General features: G+C 34.5%; 16 protein-coding genes. 3 read left to right on the top strand and 13 right to left on the bottom strand.

The genetic code is table 11. The features are described 5' to 3' along the window. Nucleotides 1-51: 51 nt before the first annotated feature. The 5 genes from AC4BB5_RS01855 to AC4BB5_RS01835 form a co-directional block, all read right to left on the bottom strand. Nucleotides 52-972 (bottom strand): carbohydrate ABC transporter permease, encoded by a 921-nt coding sequence (locus AC4BB5_RS01855; protein ID WP_490457756.1) that lies wholly within the window; start codon nucleotides 970-972, stop codon nucleotides 52-54. Nucleotides 973-987: 15 nt separating this feature from the next. Next, the gene (locus tag AC4BB5_RS01850; RefSeq protein ID WP_490457755.1) at nucleotides 988-1,953 is read right to left on the bottom strand and encodes an ABC transporter permease; all 966 of its coding nucleotides are present in this window, start codon (nucleotides 1,951-1,953) and stop codon (nucleotides 988-990) included. Between the two features lie 318 nt (nucleotides 1,954-2,271). Then, the gene (locus tag AC4BB5_RS01845) at nucleotides 2,272-3,294 is read right to left on the bottom strand and encodes a WxLIP family cell surface protein (RefSeq protein ID WP_490457754.1); all 1,023 of its coding nucleotides are present in this window, start codon (nucleotides 3,292-3,294) and stop codon (nucleotides 2,272-2,274) included. 126 nt (nucleotides 3,295-3,420) lie between these two features. After that, nucleotides 3,421-4,047 carry a WxL domain-containing protein gene (locus AC4BB5_RS01840; RefSeq protein ID WP_490457753.1) on the bottom strand — a complete coding sequence of 209 codons (627 nt, stop codon included), beginning with the start codon at nucleotides 4,045-4,047 and terminating at the stop codon, nucleotides 3,421-3,423. 99 nt (nucleotides 4,048-4,146) lie between these two features. Then, nucleotides 4,147-7,224 (bottom strand): hypothetical protein, encoded by a 3,078-nt coding sequence (locus tag AC4BB5_RS01835; protein WP_490459015.1) that lies wholly within the window; start codon nucleotides 7,222-7,224, stop codon nucleotides 4,147-4,149. Nucleotides 7,225-7,399: 175 nt separating this feature from the next. On the opposite strand from AC4BB5_RS01835, the gene AC4BB5_RS01830 reads away from it, so the two are divergent. Then, a complete protein-coding gene (locus tag AC4BB5_RS01830; protein WP_490457752.1) occupies nucleotides 7,400-8,839 on the top strand; it encodes a helix-turn-helix domain-containing protein in 1,440 nt (479 codons plus the stop codon). Nucleotides 8,840-8,899: 60 nt separating this feature from the next. On the opposite strand, the gene AC4BB5_RS01825 is transcribed toward AC4BB5_RS01830, so the two are convergent. Continuing rightward, nucleotides 8,900-9,505, bottom strand: coding sequence for a class I SAM-dependent methyltransferase (locus AC4BB5_RS01825; protein WP_490457751.1), 606 nt, complete (start codon nucleotides 9,503-9,505; stop codon nucleotides 8,900-8,902). Nucleotides 9,506-9,515: 10 nt separating this feature from the next. Continuing rightward, complete coding sequence (locus AC4BB5_RS01820; RefSeq protein WP_490457750.1) at nucleotides 9,516-10,106, bottom strand: SGNH/GDSL hydrolase family protein; 591 nt, start codon at nucleotides 10,104-10,106, stop codon at nucleotides 9,516-9,518. Nucleotides 10,107-10,264: 158 nt separating this feature from the next. Here AC4BB5_RS01820 and coaA point away from each other — a divergent pair, with 158 nt between their 5' ends. Together coaA and guaA are read left to right on the top strand one after the other, a co-directional pair. Further along, the gene (coaA, locus tag AC4BB5_RS01815) at nucleotides 10,265-11,188 is read left to right on the top strand and encodes a type I pantothenate kinase (RefSeq protein ID WP_086315709.1); all 924 of its coding nucleotides are present in this window, start codon (nucleotides 10,265-10,267) and stop codon (nucleotides 11,186-11,188) included. A gap of 236 nt (nucleotides 11,189-11,424) precedes the next feature. Beyond that, complete coding sequence (gene guaA / locus AC4BB5_RS01810; protein ID WP_490457749.1) at nucleotides 11,425-12,981, top strand: glutamine-hydrolyzing GMP synthase; 1,557 nt, start codon at nucleotides 11,425-11,427, stop codon at nucleotides 12,979-12,981. Between the two features lie 258 nt (nucleotides 12,982-13,239). Here guaA and AC4BB5_RS01805 read toward each other — a convergent pair whose 3' ends face one another. The 6 genes from AC4BB5_RS01805 to AC4BB5_RS01780 all read right to left on the bottom strand — a co-directional run bounded on the left by AC4BB5_RS01805 (nucleotide 13,240) and on the right by AC4BB5_RS01780 (nucleotide 18,028). Continuing rightward, nucleotides 13,240-13,443 (bottom strand): hypothetical protein, encoded by a 204-nt coding sequence (locus tag AC4BB5_RS01805; protein ID WP_490457748.1) that lies wholly within the window; start codon nucleotides 13,441-13,443, stop codon nucleotides 13,240-13,242. A gap of 27 nt (nucleotides 13,444-13,470) precedes the next feature. Then, nucleotides 13,471-14,712 carry a protein kinase domain-containing protein gene (locus AC4BB5_RS01800; protein WP_490457747.1) on the bottom strand — a complete coding sequence of 414 codons (1,242 nt, stop codon included), beginning with the start codon at nucleotides 14,710-14,712 and terminating at the stop codon, nucleotides 13,471-13,473. Between the two features lie 203 nt (nucleotides 14,713-14,915). Next, nucleotides 14,916-16,304, bottom strand: a complete 1,389-nt coding sequence (locus AC4BB5_RS01795) for a hypothetical protein (RefSeq protein WP_490457746.1) — start codon at nucleotides 16,302-16,304, stop codon at nucleotides 14,916-14,918. Nucleotides 16,305-16,327: 23 nt separating this feature from the next. Further along, nucleotides 16,328-17,401 carry a hypothetical protein gene (locus AC4BB5_RS01790; RefSeq protein ID WP_490457745.1) on the bottom strand — a complete coding sequence of 358 codons (1,074 nt, stop codon included), beginning with the start codon at nucleotides 17,399-17,401 and terminating at the stop codon, nucleotides 16,328-16,330. A gap of 134 nt (nucleotides 17,402-17,535) precedes the next feature. After that, nucleotides 17,536-17,733 (bottom strand): hypothetical protein, encoded by a 198-nt coding sequence (locus tag AC4BB5_RS01785; RefSeq protein WP_490457744.1) that lies wholly within the window; start codon nucleotides 17,731-17,733, stop codon nucleotides 17,536-17,538. Between the two features lie 16 nt (nucleotides 17,734-17,749). Further along, complete coding sequence (locus tag AC4BB5_RS01780) at nucleotides 17,750-18,028, bottom strand: hypothetical protein (protein ID WP_490457743.1); 279 nt, start codon at nucleotides 18,026-18,028, stop codon at nucleotides 17,750-17,752. Between the last annotated feature and the right edge of the window lie 262 nt (nucleotides 18,029-18,290).

Here is an 18,290-nt window from a genome sequence, read left to right as displayed (position 1 = left end):
TGAGCTAGCCCACGTAACTAGCTATCTTAAAAAGCTGAATGAACTAGCCTTTTATTCCTTAACTCCACCAATCGTTAACCCTTTGACAAAATACTTTTGGAAAAACGGATAACTGATTGCAATTGGCAATGTCGAAATAACGACGATCGCCATCCGAGCAGATTCTCCCGGTATCGCAGCCATTCCGCCAGATAATTGACTACTGGCTCCAGCATTTTGAGTCAAGTATTGAATATTATTTTGAATCTTCATCAATAAATATTGTAGTGGAACTAAACTATCTTTTTGAATATATAACAGTGCATTAAACCAGTCATTCCAATATCCTAAAGCTGCAAACAAACTGATTGTTGCAATACCCGGAACAGCTAGTGGCAACACGATTTGAATAAATATCCGCATCTCAGAAGCGCCATCGATCCGAGCCGACTCAATGATCGAATCAGATACTGAACGCTTGAAAAATGTCCGCATCACAATAATATTAAACGGACTGACCGCCATTGGCAAAATCAACGCCCAAATCGTATCTCTTAAATGAAGCAGATTAACTGTCACTATATAATTTGCCACCATCCCTGGAGAAAACAACATCGTAATCAAACAAAAGATAGTGAAAAACCGACGAAACGGAAAATTAGATCTTGAAATCACATACGCATATAGTGATGTCGCCGTACTATTGATCAAGGTTCCAACTACTGTTACAAAAACTGTTACAAACAACGCTTGAAAAATTTTATCTTGCATCTGATCAAACAAATAAGTGTAACCAAAGAAACTAAATTCCTGCGGCCAAAAACTATAGCCGTGAGCCGCTATTGCAGTTTCATTACTTAGTGAAATCGCCACAACAAACAAAAACGGCAAAATACAAGATAGAGCAAAAACGGCGATCAACACATTAAAAAGTAAATTGACAGGTTTATTAAATGAGCGAATTGCTACTTTTGAAACTGGCTTTTTCCTCAATGTTTTCACTCCTCCTTAGAATAATGCCGAATCATTGTCAAAACGACGAACGATCGCGTTTGTGACCATCAACAAGACAAAACCGACTGTCGATTGATACAAGCCAGCAGCTGCTGTCATCCCGATATCTCCGGTAGCAGTCAACCCGTTAAAGATATACGTATCTAAAACAGATGTGACTTGATACAAGGAACCTGAATTTCTTGGAACGTTATAGAACAAACCAAAATCCGCTCTAAAAATGTTTCCCACAGCTAAAATCGTCATGATCGTCATCAAAGGCAACAATTGGGGAATCGTCACATTCTTGATTTGCTGCCATTTACTAGCACCATCTACCATTGCAGCCTCGTAATAAGTAGGATCGATTCCCATGACAGAGGCAAAGTAAATGATACTATTATACCCAATTCCTTTCCATGTTCCGATAAACACTAAGATAAATGGCCAATATTTCGCTTCACTATACCAATTGATTGGTGTTCCTCCACGACTTGAAATCCATTGATTGAAAATCCCTTTATCTGGACTTAAAAAGGCATAAACAAAATACCCAATAATAACCCAAGATAAGAAATACGGCAAAAGAGACATCGTTTGATAAACCTTTACCAAACGCTTATTCCGCAATTCACTCATCACGATTGCAAAAAATACAGAAATGACAAGGTTTAATGTAATGAAGGTCACGTTGTACAACACTGTATTTTTCGTAATCAAAAAGGCATCATTAGAAGAAAATAAAAACTTGAAATTTTCTAAGCCAACCCAAGGGCTCTCTTTCAAACTAGCGATAAATCCATCTGGCGAAATATGGAAATCCTTAAAAGCTACCACATTGGTCAATACTGGAATATAAAAGAAAAAAATCATCCAAATCATTGCTGGGATCGCCATTAAGATCAACGCCTTATACCGCCATACATTTGTAAAAAAAAGCGAGCTCTTTGACTTCTTCTTCATTTCCCCAACTCCTTTCATCAAATTGTCTACAATAGAATTATAGCGCTTTCAAAAAAGAATAAAAATAAACAAAATATAGATATTCTTATAGAAAATATAGATGTTAAAAAAATGAACCTAATAACATCATTGCTAATTAACTGTTAGTGAATATGATACAATTAATTTATCAAATCGAGCGGAGGAAACGAGATGCAAATTTATCAAAATACAAAAATCTCTAGTAATAAATCCCTATATATTTATTGATGGGATTGCCTCTTTTTAAATGCCCAATAAAACTTGTTGAACTAAAAAAGACAGTCGTAAATACATTTAAATTTACGACTGTTTCTTTTATTTATGTTTTTTTTGATACACAATATACCCAAATAATCCAACTAAGACAAGCCCCATTCCAGCTGCTACCCCTGGCCAATAATTGGTTGGTTGTTTTACCACATCTACAGCTTCTTTGTTGAATTTCTCTGCCTCTTTTTTCTCGACATCAAACTCTTTTGTAAATGCCCACTTCTCTTCACCGCTTGTAACGGTTAACTTCAGCGTATACTCTCCTGCATGGATTTCTTCATTCTCTAAAGAAATATTGTAATCAAATACTGAATGAGGTGCCATCGCTAATTTTTCTTTCTTGGTTGTATAAACCAATTGATCTTTTTGATATACCTTTGCTTCAACAGTCGCTTTTTTTAAGGTTGTACTTTGAACATTTCTTAATGTTGCTAAAAAAGCGGTTCGCCCATTTACAAGACCTGCTTGAACATCGCCCAGCTTAATTTCTGGTTTTACGAGATTATCTGTTTCGCTTAATTTTACACCGATTGTGTAAGAAAATCGATTTGACAGCTGTACACCCGAAGCATTTTTTTGTTCTTGCTTGGATCCCTTTGAATCCTCAGTAGTCTCTTTGTCTTTTACTTCTTGAACAAAAAATCCACCTAAGATTTCGCCATCGAAAGAGTCAGTTGGCATCTTCAAATGAAAACTAACCTCTTTTTCTTCTTTAGGATTTAAGGTAACAACTTGTTTCTCTGACACTAAATCCGTCAAACCATACTTCATCGTTTTATCTAATGTAGGTTTGTCAACACTGTAATCAACCATTCCATTGTTATTCGTAAACGCATCTCTAGGCGTCACTGCGATAGTTGATGGTCGGTCGGCATCATTTACAAGTTTTAGCTTTAGCTCTTGCTCTTGTGAAGGGTTCATATGTAAATCAAAATAGCTGACGTCTGACTTTTGGTTTTCAGGTAAAATCGCTTGAACGGAGTAGGCCATTTCTTCGGCAGAAGCAGTGCTTCCACAAAAAAGACCAACAACAAAGAGAACACTTAAACATCCTATTATTTTTTTCATTATAATTATTCCTTTCTCTATAAAACGTGAGTGACTTATGTACAGATAAGTTTGAAACAAAAAGTCATACTCTTTGTTTCAAACTACTTTCGCTATATTTATTACTATGTCTACTTAATCGATTGCTTATTCTTGACCTGTTTCAGCATCAACTAAGTTCCAATTGATTTCACCAGCATAATCACCAGCAACTACTTTTTTGTTGTTTGTATAGCCAAATGTCATCATAGCATTCGATAATCCGATTGTATTAACACCTAATCCAGTTGTTTCGCCATCAGAAACAATATTAGTTCCTTCTTGATCAATGATAATTGAGTTATCTGCTGATCTAGGTACTTCTTGACCTAAAACTTTTGACCCTTCGATTAATGGCGATGCTAATGTTTGCTCTTTATTTTCTGTATTAACAAAAGCTGATAATTTAACATTCACAGTCCATTTTTCGTTAGACCCTAGTAAATCAACTACTTGACCTTGAATGATCCCAGATTCATTTTCCATCGGTTTAGACTTAATCACTGAGTTGATCACTGTATTGCCATGTTCATCTGTCGTTACTGCCTCGTTTAAATCAAAATCAAAATTCACTTTATTTGTGAAGCCTGTTAAGTAAAGATCTCCGCCTTTAACGGCTGCTTCTGTTTTTGTTGTTGCTTGTTTGGCTGGAGCTTCTTCTGCATGAGCAGTCATTGCAAATAGACTTCCTGCTGCTAATAAAATCATTCCTGCTGTTAATGTACTTGTTTTCATAATAAAATTCCTCCTAATATTGTTTAACTGATTGATTATTTTAACGATAGACGCTAATGATTCTACCTATTTAAAACGATAATAATGAAGACGCACTCCTTAAGGTACATCCATCAAATTCCAAGATACGGTTCCTTGATAATGACCTTTTGTCATGTTTGGAGAAAGTTCAGCATAAATTTTTTGCTCGCTTTTTTCCCCAAAGCTCAATTTCTTCATTCCTTTATGGCTAATGATGACCCCATCTTCCAAGGATTGTTTTTGATTTCCTTCTTCAAAGAATAAAGGCAATACATCGCCAGATTCATTTTTAACTTTGCTCGATACTTGCAATGTCCATGAATTATCACCAGTGCGTGTATCTTGGATCGTTATACTTAAATCTTCTGCATATCTTTTCTGCTTTTCTCGTTTTATTGTCCACTCGCCAAAATTCAATTCACCTGTCACATCTGCAATGGTCAACATTTCTTTTGGTTGGATCTTAGGTAATTTGATTTCTTTTTCAACCTCAACGCTTTCCTCTGTTTTGTCTGTTCCAAAAGCAGAAGTATGAACAATGATTGGTTCACTTAACTTAGATGACTCTTTTGCTGCTGTCGCTTTCACTCGTATATGGTATTCTTCTTGGGGTAAAATATCCTTTTTAAATCGAGCAATCGCCATTCTACGATAGTTTTGTTTTACTTGCTGGCCATCCGTTTCAGAAACGATGCCGCATTCAACTTGACTATCGGGCACAGGTTGATTATTTTTATCAAGAATCTGAACTTCTTTAAGAACTAGTCCTTCTTCTTCTGGAAACACATATTGCACTTGTTTCCATGCACCAGAATCAGCCTCTTTAGTTATCGTCGAGTTACCGATCTTGCCTTCAAAAACAAGTTCGTCCTCTTCTTTGATTTCTTTGTTTAACAACTGTCCCTCTAAGTATGGTTTAGGGAAATTGGTAACTATTCCTTCGTTTGCCACACTGATTTCACTTTTTACTAGAGGTTTTGTGGAGCCATCTTTTTCATAAAAACTAGCTTTATTCACGATAGACGCTAATTTCACGCCTAAACTTTCATCCTTTACAATTGCATCAAAACTAAACGTGATCACTTCATTAAGCGCCATTGCCCCGTCATAAATCATTTTGTTTCCTTGTATTTGAACATCTGGTTTAGGATCTCGTTTGTTCACAATATGCACTGATGCTTCATCTAGCGTTAAGTACTTAGAGAATTCATTTTCCCAGTGGAAATAAATATTCTTCCCTCTGTTTTCTAGGTATATCTCATAGTGCAAGCGGTCGCCGGGATGAACCTTTGAGAGTAGTCCATCTTTATTCGTGACGGTGGAATCAAAAACGTACTTTGTGTCTTTCGATACGATTCTAAACGTACGTGTGATTTTCTCAGACAAGTAACCATCGCTATCCTGAGCTAGAAAAGTCAGCGTATGTTTGCCCGCTTTGTATGCTGATAAGTCGATTTTATCGATTGACCACTCTTGTTTTTCACCTAGATTTGTATTTTCAATTTCTTCAAATTTTGTATATGGCTCATCATCGATTGCATAGAGCATATCAACCACGCGACTTCTATCTGACTCTAACGTGCCGATTACCTTTTCTAAATTTTTCCCTTCAAGTAAACTAGCAGGAATATCTGATTTTAAGCTAATTTTAGGTTTGTCTATTTCATCCAAATGAATCGTATAAGACATCGTTCGCTTTTCTTGTGGTTTCACTTTTTGTTTATTCCACATCATTGCAACCGCCGCATCTGAATAATGATCGACGATTTCACCTGGTTGACCATCGTTCTCTTCTAACCCATGAACCTCACCGCCAATGATCGATCGACTCTTGAAAAAATCGCCCGGTTCTGCATAACGATACCACCAATGGATCCCAATACTTAAGTCTAGGTAAGTTCCTTTCGCAGCGGCCCATTTGTCTGGATTAGCTCCAACATTATTTGTTTCTCCAACTTTAAACATCAGTTGATAAGGACTATTTTCAATTGAAAGTCCCCGGTCATTCCCAATGTACGCAACATCGCCACTATCTCTACCATTCAACTTAGTATCGACAATTTCCGAAAACCCAACGTTCATTGGTTGAGGATCACCTAGCATAGGTTTATCTACACGCTTGATCTCAATTTGTTTTTGAATATCCCCAGTTACTGGGTTTGAACTTAACGTCACCCGCACCACAACTTTATAAGAATAGATTAAATTATGATCTAGCGTGAACTCTCCATACCCTCTGATTTGATTGTCTTTGACTGAGACTGCAGTCAACGCAACTTTCTCTACAGCCGTATAATCACCAGCTTTTTCAAAAGAGTAGAAACGAATCCCTCTACCATTCGAAGTATTACTTTCATTTCGATAATCCACTCTCTGACCATTCTCATTAGTTAAAAAGATATTGGTCAAAAATAAATCTGCTTCTGTCGCAAAACCGTAAGAAATTTGACTTCCTGATGATAAGGGAGTAGATAACGTCGTTTGCTTATCCAGTTGTACTTTCCAGCCAGCGTCTCGATCTGCTGAAATCTCGCTCATCAAGTCACCTGATCGCGTTTCTGGTTTAGCTTCTGGTTCCGTTGTTGGTGTGGAATCTGATTTTGAATCCAGATCGCTACTAGCACTGCTTTGATCTTCTGAACTACTTTCAGTTTCCGAAGCCTCTGTTGTTTCAACTGTTGAAGATGTTTCTGAACTGGATTGAGCAGTATCTTCTATTTCACTACTTGTTGATTCTGTCGTACTCGTTTCAGTGAAGCTTTCGTCTAACTGTAGTTGATATGTGACTGCTTCTTGATTCTGTTCTACTATAATTTCTTGCTCCGTTACTTGTTCAACATCAAAATATAATTGAAACGGTGCTGTTCCTTGATAGATAAATGAAATAGTGTGATTATCTTCATCACTAGTCAAATTTACAATCGGTTGCTCCTGCTCTAAAGCAGCCACATCGATCACTGTATTCGTTTTAATGGTTACGTCTTGCCCTGAACTAACTTTGGGTAAAGTAACTAACGCTTGTTCTTTTTCATTTTTATGTATTTTCAAAATATTCGTTTGCTCACTTAGTGTTTCCGCGAATACATTTAGAGGACTTTGACATAAAGGACTGACGACTAAAAAAACAACGACTATCCATAAAGTAAATCGTTTCATGAATTTCACTTAACCACCTCTTGTTTGTCAAAATTTGTTCTGCTTACAAAATATAAAAGAATCTAGCCTCAACTTCAAGATATTCTCGTATTACAATAATTTGCTTATTTTTAATTTTTTAATATGAAAAATATTTAAACCCGTTTATAATATCTACTATAAAGGTGGGATCGTTATGTTAATGACTCAATTAATCAAAAAAAATGAACAGATAAAATTGGATTTATTTACTAGAATCGTAAATAGCCCTATGATTGAAAGTGAGGCCCTACAAACACAGTTGTCTCTCTCTAAAAATCGGCTGTATCACTTTGTACTTCAGCTCAATAGAGATCTGGCAATCTATCAAATCCCAATCACAATTAATTATAAAGAAAATAAATATATAGCAGATAAATCAGGAGACGGCCATCATCCTTCATTATTGATTTATGAACTTATTCAACATTATTTAAATGCTTCTGCTATGTTTCAATTGACCTATCTTTTTTTACACGAAGAGCAAATACCGATTACTGATATTGCACAAAAATTGCTCTTTTCTCAATCTCATACCTATTATGTTATCCGTCAGGTCAACCCTTTTTTGAAGCAATTTAATTTAAAATTGACCGTTGCTAATAAGACCGTTGTTCTTAATGGGCGCGCTTCTGATATTTTTATCTTTCGCTTTTTAGTGTTTAGTTTCTTATTCTTTTACCACTCAGCTTATCCTGCGATTGAATCTGAACGTCAAAAAAGTATAGCAAACGAGAAGACACTACCTTACGCCAAAGAAATGACTTATTCCGAGCTTCACAGTCTAAATTCTTTTTTCTATGTACTGGAGCATACACCAACAGATCTAGCTCGCTTAACAGAGGAAATACACTCCTCCTCTGTATTTCCTTTAACAACGATTCTTGAAGCGAAAGAAAATGAACTTGATCATGCATTCTTACTCTTCTTCCTACGGATTTTCATTCCTAGACTTTGTACCTTCGAAGAAATGATTCGCTTAGGTGAACGTTTGGAAACTATGGTCGATTTTGATTTAGCGATGCTTGCTAAACAAATGCTAGATGCTGTATTTGAAACTTTTACATTAGAATCTTTGCCACGTTTGTATAAAAACTATTACGCCAGCCTTTATATTTTGACCTTACATTTAAGTTATATTCAATTTTTTGGGCACGATGTAAAAAACATCTTTTATTCACAAGCCTTAACTACTGAAAGTATCCAAACTCATGCAGTGTTGTACGAGCAGTTGGTTGATTTCTATGAGCAGTTCCAGCCAGTAGTTTCTTGGTCTAAAAAAGAAGAAAGTAAGCAAGTCTTGATCGATACGCTTTATTTGATCGTTTTAGGTGAGCATCAGCAAAAAGTCATGATTTATATCGACTTTGGTGGAAATATTGTTGCTGAATTAGCCTTAAAACGAAAATTGATGAAAATTCTTAACCCTGATACCTTCATATTCACGACCGATGATACGATCGCTGATGTAATCATCGCAAACTATGTGGCACCGATTGAAAGACCAGACACCGCCTTTTTACTTGTGGAAAACTTTAATGAAGCCGGAACATGGAAAGCTATTTATACGCAACTTTTACAGCTCGTTAAAGAATAATACGCAAAAAAACGAGACAATTATTTCAACTGTCTCGTTTTTTTATTTTTCTATTCACTACTATGCTTCTTTGATACTTTTCAAAATATAGTAGCCTTTGTCTTTTGTCACGATTTCAACATTTCCAAAGACTTCTTCCATCCTTTTCTCAGCGCTTGGTGCTCCTTGTTTCTTCTGGATCACAACAGTCAACGTTCCGCCGACTAAAAGTCTGGGATGCGCTTCACTTAAAATTTCATGAACCACTTTTTTCCCCGCTCGAATCGGTGGATTGCTGATGATTGCAGCGTATTGTTGTTCATGGGTATCAGCGTAGATATTTGATGTATGGATATCGACATTTTCTACATGATTTTTCTTCGCATTTTCTTGCGCTAAAGCGACTGCTCGCTGATTAACATCAATCATTTCTACCGTTCTACCACTGAATGAAGCTAATGTTAATCCGATTGGACCATAGCCACAGCCAACATCTAGAAGCTTTCCTTCTGGCAATTCTTTCCACTCAAACGCATCGATCAATACACGGGAACCAAAGTCCACTGTATTACGAGAAAACACCCCACTATCCGTTAAAAAATGAAACTTCTTCCCTCTTAATTCAAACGACCACTGCTCTAAATCATGAGCCAAATCTGGATTTTCTGTATAATAATGATTATTCATTTTCTTCTTCCTAACTATTTTCTTTTGTCATCAGTCTACCTTTTATTTCTCGAACAATCAAGGCAGCGAGTAAGTCATAACCGGTTTGGGAAAAATGTAGCCCATCTGCTTGTAAAAATTCATCTGTGCCAGGGTAAACGACCATTGCTTTGTATAAATCGATGACAGGAATTTCGTATCTCGCCCCGATTACTTTTACTCGTTCTACATATTCACGAATCCGGTCATCATCTCGGGTTGGTTTTCTAGCACAATCTACATATGGTGGTGTGAGTAAAACGACTTTTTCCTTACCGATTTTTGTGATCATTGTTTCGATATTTTCAGCGTATTTTTCTAAAGGAACTAGGTTGTCACGATTCGTGTCATTGGCACCGAAGAAGATCGTTACGATGTCAGCTTGTTCTGCTAAGACTTCTTTTTTCAAACGTTTCATTGCAGCTTGCGTAGTATCTCCCGGCATCCCAGCATTTACGATCATCACTTCTTCATAATTTTGAGCTGATAGATCTTCTGTGATCAAGTTTTGTAAAATCGGCGTGATGGCTTCTTCGCCGTATCCTGCTGTGATGCTATCTCCAAATAAAACGATTTTTTTCATCAAGCATTTTCCTTTCCAGACTCGTTTTCTTTATTTATCATACCATTGAAAAGACTGATTTGCCGAGGTAAAGAATTATTTCAGGAATTGGTGTTAGGTCCAGCTAAATTGTGTTAAAATAGGAGCAGAAATAAATGTTGGCTTTGGTGGAGGAACCGATGGACGATAAAATGAATTATTACCCCATTTCACGGAAGGAATGGCAGGGCTTCTATCATAACGGCAAAGCGCCGCTGACAGAAGAAGAATTAGAAGATATCAAAGGCTTCAATGATCAAATTTCATTGCAGGATGTGCAGGACATATACGTGCCACTGACCCATCTGATTCATTTGTATATGAAAGAATTTGAGTCTTTAACTGTTAGCAAAGGACTGTTTTTGCATGAATATGTGCCTGTTCCGCCTTTTATCATCGGGATCGCTGGTAGTGTGGCTGTTGGGAAAAGTACTACCGCTCGCTTACTGCAGCTGATTTTATCCAGAACCTTTAAACGCCGCAATGTCCAACTGATTACGACGGACGGCTTTTTATATCCGAATAAGGTTTTAGAAGCCAAAGGCATTATGGATCGGAAGGGATTTCCAGAAAGCTATGACATGGAGAAGTTGATCGATTTTTTAAACCAAGTCAAAAATAGCCAAGAAGAAATCAAAGCACCACTTTATTCTCACAGCGTATATGATATCGTGGAAGGCGAATATGAAGTGATCCAACAACCAGATATTCTGATTGTTGAAGGAATCAACACACTGCAATTGCCTGCCAATCAGCAAATTTACGTCAGCGACTTCTTTGACTTTTCCGTCTTTGTGGATGCTGAACCGAAGCTAATCGAAAAATGGTACCTCGAACGTTTTGGTGCCTTACTCGATACGGCATTTCTTGATCCAGATAATTACTATTATCAATATGCGATTGGCAATCGTGAAGATGCCTTTGCGATGGCTAAAGAAGTATGGAAAACGGTGAATTTGAAAAACTTAGAGGAATATATCTTGCCAACTCGAGGCAGAGCGGATATTATACTTCATAAGACTGAAAATCATATTATTGATGAGATCTTTATGCGGAAGTACTAAAAGAAACATGTAATACTTAACTTGATTCTAAAGGGGTCAGAATTTTCCTAACGGAAAATTCTCCATAAACGGTGTAAAAGAAGCAGGTTTCTTGCTTTGAAACACAAAGAGCCTAGCGATTTGATGTTGAAAAGTACAAGACGCAACATTTGCGTGTTGTTCCTTCTTTGCTCAAACCTAAACGCTTTTTTTACAACCTCTTATTAGATAAATCTAAATGGATAGGGGTAATAAATGTGACCAATGTTGCCGATTTGACAACTGTCGAAAAAATTATTGTTTTAGACTTTGGTAGTCAATATAACCAATTGATTACTCGACGTATTCGTGAATTTGGCGTGTTCTCAGAGTTATTGAGCCACCGAATCACAGCGGATGAAATTCGCGAAATGGCACCAAAAGGAATTATTTTCTCTGGTGGCCCAAATAGTGTTTATGATGAAAATGCGTTTAGTATCGATCCTGAAATTTATGAATTAGGCATTCCAATTCTAGGGATTTGTTACGGCATGCAACTAATGATGCATAATTTAGGTGGAAAAGTTGAGCCTGCTGGCAACCGTGAATACGGCAAGTCAGAGCTATCACTTTTAATTCCTGATTCACCTATTTTTGAAGGAACACCTGAAAAACAAATCGCTTGGATGAGTCATGGTGACCTTGTCGCTGCCATCCCTGACAGCTTTGAAACAGTGGCAACTAGTGCAGATTGTCCGTTTGCAGCAGTTCAAAATACAGACCGCAACCTTTACGGTGTGCAATTCCATCCAGAAGTACGTCATTCTGAATATGGGAACGACTTATTGCGTCACTTTACCTTTGATATTTGTCATTGCGAAGGCGACTGGACAATGGGTAACTTCATCGAAATGGAAATCAACAAAATCCGCGAACAAGTTGGCGATAAAAAAGTCCTTCTTGGCCTTTCAGGCGGCGTGGATTCAAGCGTTGTTGGTGTGCTGTTACAAAAAGCCATTGGCGATCAATTGACTTGTATCTTTGTGGATCATGGTTTACTGCGTAAAGGTGAAGCAGAACAAGTAATGGATAGTTTAGGTGGAAAATTTGGCTTAAACATTATTAAAGTAGATGCAAAAGAACGTTTCTTAGATAAATTAGCTGGCGTTTCTGATCCAGAGAAAAAACGTAAAATCATTGGAAATGAATTCGTTTATCTTTTCGATGATGAAGCAACAAAACTTGATGGAATCGACTTCCTAGCTCAAGGAACTCTTTATACAGATATCGTAGAAAGCGGAACTGAAACAGCGCAAACAATCAAATCTCACCATAACGTGGGCGGATTGCCGGAAGATATGCAATTTGAATTGATCGAACCGTTGAATACTTTATTTAAAGATGAAGTTCGTGAATTAGGAATTGAATTAGGAATGCCTGAAGCGCTCGTTTGGCGCCAACCATTCCCTGGTCCTGGTTTAGGGATTCGTGTTCTGGGTGAAATTACCGAAGAAAAATTAGAAATCGTGCGTGATTCTGATGCGATTTTACGTGAAGAGATCGCCAATGCTGGTTTAGATCGTGATATTTGGCAGTACTTTACTGTGTTACCTGGCATCCGTAGTGTGGGTGTAATGGGTGATGGTCGTACGTATGATTATACTGTGGGTATTCGTGCAGTGACTTCGATTGATGGGATGACAGCTGATTTTGCGAGAATTCCTTGGGATGTGTTGCAGAAGATTTCTGTGAGGATCGTGAATGAAGTGGATCATGTGAATCGGATTGTTTATGATATTACGAGTAAGCCACCTGCTACTGTTGAGTGGGAATAAAGAGCCAACATAATAAGGATGGGGAATGCCGATAAATCAACGTTTTTCAATTTATGAAATGCTTGATTTTCATTAAAAATGATACGGTTCCCTACCATTTTCCCTACCAAATTTTGGTAGGGAATTTTCTATATCAGGATATAATAATGATTTTACCAAATATAAATCGCATTCAAAGCCCAATCAAAAAATTGATTAGACGTGATTTTTCTATTTTAAGCTTATATCCTAAACTATTTTGAAATATGATATTAAAACTTATTCATCTTCTAGCTTTTCAAATAGATTTTTAGCAAAATAGCGAATACTTGCACAATTTTTTAAAATCGAATATGCAATACTTCTTGCCTCTACCTCTTTGAGATTGGAACAAAGATAATATGTTATTTGAGCAAAAATATCATAATTGCTCCAACCACCATATCCTGTCGCTTCTGAATAACTGTCTTCTATTGCAGTCAATATTTCAATTTGATATACACTTTCAAACTATATTATCAATTTTCCGAAATCATATAATTTATGTTTTATAATAAATTTGGATAATTTTTTATTACTAACTAAATTCATTATATATTCATGTACTCCAGATTCATATTGATTATTTAATATTTGATTGGTGATTTGTGCTTTATCTAGTTGTCCATATTGATATTTTAGAGTAACATCAACATCAGCAATAATTTTGTCAATAGAATCATAGCGATGTCCTTTTTCCCTCGAAATACAACGCTCAACAACAGTTTTTAACGGATGATCTGTAGTTATCGCATTATACGTAAATATATAATCAATCATTTTTCCAATAGAATAAATGTCACTCTTCTTATCTAGTAATCTAAAATCATTTATTGCAAGTGGATCAACAAATATATGATTATTCTTTTCAGTGTAAGATGTTTTTAAACTCTTTAAAATAGAGAGGTCTTTACTTAAACCAAAATCACATATAACAAAATCTTTTCCTATTTTAAGAACATTCCCTAAATGTAAATCTCGATGAATAATAGAATTTTCATGCGCATAATTCATTCCCTTTAGGATATCTGTAATAATTATCATTTTTTCTTCAAATGGTAATTCAATTTCACTTGATAAATATGTTAGTAAATTCATATCTGCTTGTTCCATTAAATATGAAGAATTCTCAGTGTCAAAATCAATAACATTTAATATTTGAGGACAGCTGGATAATTTTTTCATATTTTCAAACTCATATCTCATTCGTTTTCTGAGTTTTTCGTCATTCCTATATTCTACTCTCAATTCTTTACGTAATACTCCATTAGGCATTCTTATAATATTACAGTATGAGCCACTATCTAATATATCATCAACTTTTAAAACGACATCCCCAGTTTCTGGAAAGATAGTTTTTATATTTTCTCTATTTAATACTTTTGTAACTCTTGTAATAACATTAATGTTTTGTTCTTTGCCTAAATGGGAATGATGTAAAATATTTAGTAAGTTTTGAATCAACAATAAATATTTATTCTCCGAAATATCATTATATTGAGCAGCTAAACTCGTATCTTCAACAAAGGAAAAATTCCCATTTACATCTAAATAATCGTAAATATCTAAATAATCAATAGAAAGAACCGAATTCTCAAAATGATTATCAAGAATTAGGCCATAATAATTCCAATTTGTTTCATCTGTCTTATTTTCCCAATATTTTTTATCAAGATAATTTAGGATTTTTTTGAAAGTTTGTTGTGTTAGCATATTACACCTCCGAAATTAATTCTATTACCTCTGATGAATAAAACTATGAAAAGAATATCTAAATTGAATATAAGTTTATTAAACGGACAGAATTTGATGTTGATAATCATTTAAACCCATTCAATAACAAACGTAATAATTTCAATATAAAAATGCAAGTTGAAAAAATTCCTCAGTGTTTAACTTTTTCTATCTATATTTGTCTAATTGCTCCTTGCAATTTCTAATATTTCTTTCATTTCACTATCCAATGTTTGTTCTATCGGTTCTAACAAATTTCGAATCAGCTCATAATCTTTCTTTTGATGATAAAGAATATAAGCATACTCAACTGAGATCGAGATATGATTAATTTTTTGCTCGTGCTCTTGTATACTAGTAAATAGATTTCTTAAATACATCTCTCTTTCACTAAAACCTTCTTCATCAAATATTAAGTAGTAATTCATTCCACCCAATAATAATAAATAATTATGGAAAGATGTTTTCAAATAAATCTTATATAGTTGCTTAAATTGATCATACCAATTCATTTTATAACAAAGTATCATTTGCCTTACAATTTCCAGTTCTGAAAAATTTTTTTCACTAAAAAAAGTTATTGGAAAAATGAAATTCAACCTACTTTTTAACTCATCAATTTCTTCTTCTGTATAATACATTACACTATATTCTTGAATAATCTCCTTTGCATCTTTTGACAAAGAAATTATCCTATCAAAGGTGAAAAAAACAGTAATAAAAAGAACTAGCATTGAAAAAATTCCACTTTCAACCATATTATTGCCAATTATAACAATTGGAATAAATGAGCAATATATAAATGCTTTTTTTATAAACTTGCTCATCTTATTAGAAGTGTTCATAAAAATGATACATACAGTTGATACTGATATCAATAGATTCATCTGAAAAGTTAACGTTGGAAACTGTACTAGCAAAGTTAGGAAAAAGAGTATCCATGCAACAAAAATTTTTATAGCCTGAACTATATATTTTTTTTTGTTTTTTACATCAAATTGGACTGGACTTTCTTTGAACGCATCTAAAAAATATTCTGCATATTTTATTATATTAAAGTATTTACCTTTCCCGATTGGAACTACTGTTATTATAATAAATAGAAAAGCTATAATACATAATACCAGTTTCCAAGCACTATCATAGATTAAACAGACCGTTCCTATTTGCAAAACTAAAGAAATCATCATTATTATTCCATGATCTTTTTTCACATATCTAACGAGAAGTAGATTAATAAGCGCATATAACATGGTTACAGCTACAAATTTTATTTCTACAGAAAGATCGAAATTTATCTGGGGATTATACCTATACAAAGTCATTACTTGTCCATCGGTTTCGAAAATTTCTTTTATATTTTGAATCAAAACTAGTCCTGAATAAAACAGTTCAAGAAGCAGCTCCCAAATCATAGACACTAAGAGATTAATAATAAGACCTAATGATGTAACTACACTAATGATTATTTGAAGCGAAAGTATGTCTTTCTGCTTAATACTCAACTTTTCATTACTTTCTATAAAAGTTCTTAAAAAATTAACTATAAAATAAAAATTTTTATTATCCATTTTGCCTCCTCGTAGATTATCAACTATTTATTAAGTTCTTCCCAAATGATATTTGCAACCGCTCCATTAACTTTAATAGTAATACTATCTAAAATCCATCTATAATCGGTTGCTTCAAATTGATAAAATTCAAAGTCTTTCATATAGTTTTTTTTGTATTTATCAAGTAACTTGAAGTATTGATTATAGTCAGCGTGAACTAATTTATTGCGAATTTTTATTATTAAATCTACTTCGTCTTTTGATGCTACCCAATACGTTCCATAAAAATACTTTGATATTTCTTCTTTTTCAGTCTCAGTCCAACTAAATCCATTTTTTTTAAACAACTCTATAATTGAAATTGATACTAAAAAGTTTGAATAATTGTCGTTAGCCGACATTGGTAGATTCTTCAAAATAAATATAAATTTATTAGCATCGTCCTGAGTAGTAAAAAAATTATCTAGTAAGTTACCAAAAATCTTTAATAACTCAATTTCATCATAAAACTTCTCCAACATACTAGTATAATTCTCAACTTGCTTAATTCTATATGGCTCTATGTCCATACTTGTCAAAAAATCGCTCTGAAATTCAAAAGGTTTTATATATATTAGCGGTATTGTACTATTTAAAATAGCTTTATCTGGATTAATTTTTTCTTTTATGAAGTTAAAGAAGTTTAAAAAGTATTCTTCAAAAGTTCTTTCATTAACACCACCAAAAAAATCAGTTAATTTCATGTTTTTATACTCAACATCTGTTAATTCTGAAGAAACTTCATTTAAGATAAAACTCATAGGATGCGTATAGTCCTCTTCTGTATCTACTTGGTACAAAGAATTGTCTAGTAATTCTTTGTACACAGAGAGTATTCTATAATAAAGAAATCTATTTTGCTGCTTTACTGAATCAAATGCTGATTCCAAAACTATATTTTCACCTTTAAATTTTTCAATTTGATTAACTCTTTCTAATTCAACAGCCTTTCTAATTTGATCATACTCAAAATCACTTTTCTCATATTTATTACTCAATGTTTCTATAGATAGATTAAAGAAATGAGATACTATAATTTTTTCTGGTAGGAATCCAAGCAAATTTAGAATTAGCATATCTAACACTTCCCTTTTTTGAATTACTCTTAGTATATCAAATTAATTTATATAAAAGATATGAATTCCAATCACATTGTTTTTTATTTCATAACATATTTATATAATAACTACTCACAACTCCCCGTTCATCCCTAAATCCCCTCTCTCCCAATAGCTTCATAATCTATATAATTCACTAAACGTTCAGCAATATCATAATATCCCAAATCTATCAAAGCATATCCAAACTTCTCATGATTGCTCACTCCTGTATCATCCAATTCAATAATATTTACCTCAGCACCTTTATTTTTCGCAATCACCTGAATAACTTCATCTGGATAACTCATATACTCCTCTAAACTATTATATTTTTCTGCTAAAGCTTTCAGTAATAGGAATATAATACTCTTCATACGAATAACCAAATTCATCTACAAACTCATTCCCCACACAAATCGTTTGATACGCTTGCGCCAAGACTTCCTCACTAAAATACACACCCAACAAAAATCCTTCGTTATAGGATTTTAAATTAATTAGATATATCCAATGATCGCTATCTCCGCCAACTCTTTTTCCTTCTTGCTCCATCATCATTTCCTCCGTTACTTTTACTAATTCCACATTAGTCTTTTTGACCATCCATTTTGTTTCGAACTGAGGCGCAGATTGTTAGGCTGCAATCCTGACGATTTTCTTTTCTCTTTTAGTTTTCAAATTCTATGTATCAACTTTCGATGAATCGTTCATTTTGCTTTTTCGCTTTCGGCGCAATTGACACAGCAATTTTTTTGATTGGTGGAAAGGACGATGTATTCGAAGGCCTGCCCTGATTCCTTGTAGGCAATCAAAAAAAATTGCTAAATTGCATCGTCCTAACTCGAAAGGGCAGAATGGAACATGA

The organism is Enterococcus sp. AMC1252 (assembly GCF_058216515.1).
The sequence above is the reverse complement of the archived record's forward strand: the minus strand, read 5'-3'. Positions and strand labels throughout refer to the sequence as shown.

Coding starts and splice junctions, on each gene's coding strand:
- AC4BB5_RS01850 (WP_490457755.1), bottom strand. CDS start 1,953: ATGAAAGGAGTTGGGGAAATGAAGAAGAAGTCAAAGAGCTCGCTTTTT.
- AC4BB5_RS01845 (WP_490457754.1), bottom strand. CDS start 3,294: ATGAAAAAAATAATAGGATGTTTAAGTGTTCTCTTTGTTGTTGGTCTT.
- AC4BB5_RS01840 (WP_490457753.1), bottom strand. CDS start 4,047: ATGAAAACAAGTACATTAACAGCAGGAATGATTTTATTAGCAGCAGGA.
- AC4BB5_RS01835 (WP_490459015.1), bottom strand. CDS start 7,224: ATGAAACGATTTACTTTATGGATAGTCGTTGTTTTTTTAGTCGTCAGT.
- AC4BB5_RS01830 (WP_490457752.1), top strand. CDS start 7,400: ATGTTAATGACTCAATTAATCAAAAAAAATGAACAGATAAAATTGGAT.
- AC4BB5_RS01825 (WP_490457751.1), bottom strand. CDS start 9,505: ATGAATAATCATTATTATACAGAAAATCCAGATTTGGCTCATGATTTA.
- AC4BB5_RS01820 (WP_490457750.1), bottom strand. CDS start 10,106: ATGAAAAAAATCGTTTTATTTGGAGATAGCATCACAGCAGGATACGGC.
- coaA (WP_086315709.1), top strand. CDS start 10,265: ATGGACGATAAAATGAATTATTACCCCATTTCACGGAAGGAATGGCAG.
- AC4BB5_RS01800 (WP_490457747.1), bottom strand. CDS start 14,712: ATGCTAACACAACAAACTTTCAAAAAAATCCTAAATTATCTTGATAAA.
- AC4BB5_RS01795 (WP_490457746.1), bottom strand. CDS start 16,304: ATGGATAATAAAAATTTTTATTTTATAGTTAATTTTTTAAGAACTTTT.
- AC4BB5_RS01790 (WP_490457745.1), bottom strand. CDS start 17,401: ATGCTAATTCTAAATTTGCTTGGATTCCTACCAGAAAAAATTATAGTA.
- AC4BB5_RS01785 (WP_490457744.1), bottom strand. CDS start 17,733: ATGAGTTATCCAGATGAAGTTATTCAGGTGATTGCGAAAAATAAAGGT.
- AC4BB5_RS01780 (WP_490457743.1), bottom strand. CDS start 18,028: ATGGTCAAAAAGACTAATGTGGAATTAGTAAAAGTAACGGAGGAAATG.